2 protein-coding genes and 1 pseudogene are annotated in these 1,721 nt (G+C 42.0%); all 3 read left to right on the top strand.

The features are described from left to right. Positions 1-56: 56 nt before the first annotated feature. A pseudogene (locus E5342_RS18935) lies at positions 57-728 on the top strand (4Fe-4S dicluster domain-containing protein); the annotation flags it as partial. Between the two features lie 92 nt (positions 729-820). Then, positions 821-1,186, top strand: a complete 366-nt coding sequence (locus tag E5342_RS18930) for a VOC family protein (protein WP_121737334.1) — start codon at positions 821-823, stop codon at positions 1,184-1,186. A 165-nt stretch (positions 1,187-1,351) separates the two neighbouring features. Then, positions 1,352-1,717 (top strand): BlaI/MecI/CopY family transcriptional regulator, encoded by a 366-nt coding sequence (locus E5342_RS18925; RefSeq protein WP_121737341.1) that lies wholly within the window; start codon positions 1,352-1,354, stop codon positions 1,715-1,717. Positions 1,718-1,721 lie beyond the last annotated feature (4 nt).

Raw genomic sequence — 1,721 nt, 5'->3', positions numbered from 1 at the left:
GTTACAAATTTATTCTTTTTATACGTAACTGTCAGATTAAGTCTTGACTAATTCACCTTATCGGCTTTGGCTCCGCGATAAACTTTGCCGCTCACGATATACGACTTCAACGATTTGTTTCAAGTCAAAATCTTAAAGGTAAAAATGTATTCATATTCTCCACCCGTTGCAGACCTTTCTTGGGAGCATATCATAAGCCCCTCAAAACAATCATAGAAAGGAAAGGTGGAATTATAACCGGCGAATTTTCATGCCGAGGATTTGACCGCACCGGGCCGTGGGTTATTATGGACGGCTACAATAAATCCAGACCGAATGAACGGGATAGGTTCAAGGCAAGACTATTTGCGGAAAAACTTCGATGGAAGTTGCATCCGTTGGCTTTTATCTATAAAGATCCGGTTACCGGATATTCGGAGAGCGTACCGATACGCCGTAAAAATTCAGATATAGTAGCCGGTAATAAGGTGGTGTTTCTCAATACTTCTACCTGTATAAATTGCGGGAAATGTATAAAGGTTTGTCCGATGCACATATTCGCACGAAGAGATACGGTTTTACCGACTGACGAGAAAAATTGTATCCAGTGCCGGTTATGCGCTGACAACTGTCCGACTTCTTCAATATATATCCATGAATCGTTCTTAAATGGATTGCGGATAGCTCTCAGAGAATCTTTCAGCGATAAATTGCAGAATAGTTATAATGCTGAAGAATATCAGAATTAGGCTTTTTCACCAAACACGGATGTCCGGTTTTTACTATCACAGGCTACGATGTCGCTGTAACTTTGCAGCGTACTAATCAAATAATAAAAAGTATGATTGCATTTTTTGAAATTCCCACCAATGACTTCAACAAGTCGGTGGCGTTCTATCAGGCTCTCTTCGGCGAAAAGTTGGAGGTGTCACAGTTCGGCGATGAGAAAATGGCTTGTCTTATGAAAGACGGTAAGAGCGTGTGTTCAATCTCCTCGGCTCCCTCGTTCCCCGGTTTCGCACCTTCTAACGGAGGCGTGTTGGTGTATCTCCAGACAAAAGATTTGGATGCCAGCGTGAAAACTGCATTGGATAACGGCGCGACGCTCGTAACTCCCAAGACCAAGATTCAGGTTGACGGTTGGGGTTACTTCGCCATCATCGCCGATCCTGTCGGTAACCGCATCGGGCTTTATGGCGACAAGTAAAGAACCGAAAACGTAGGTCACAGTGGAGAGAACTACTCGGTTTTCTCCACTATCCGTATCTATAATCAATTTTTTCTGCCATATTATTTTGTTGTCTAAATAATTTAGACTACTTTTGCGCTATTAAATTGTCTAATTTGATTAGACCAAATGCAAATGGAAGATATGAAGCCATTAACAGAACGTGAAGAAGAAGTGATGAACTTCTTTTGGGTAAGCGGGGCGCTCTCGGTTCGAGATGTAGTTGCCCTCCACGACGAGCCGAAGCCGAGCCGGACTACGGTAGCTACATTCGTGAAATTTCTTGAACAGAAAGGCTATCTCGACCACAAGGTTGAAAGCACGGGCTTCATATATTTTCCAATAATAGAGCGGGAAGATTATTGTGGACAAAATCTGAAGAGCGTCATAAGGCGGTATTTCGATAATTCCATTCAGAATGTTGTGAACTTCCTAATTAAAAGCGAGAAATATAGCGATGAAGAGGCTAAGGAAATAATATTGCAAATATCTAACAGAGGAAAGGAATAACAAT

The organism is Parabacteroides distasonis, assembly GCF_004793765.1.
In the GTDB taxonomy this organism is placed as follows: Bacteria; Bacteroidota; Bacteroidia; order Bacteroidales; family Tannerellaceae; genus Parabacteroides; species Parabacteroides distasonis_A.
Note: the sequence above shows the minus strand (reverse complement) of the source record. Positions and strands in the feature narration are given on the sequence as shown.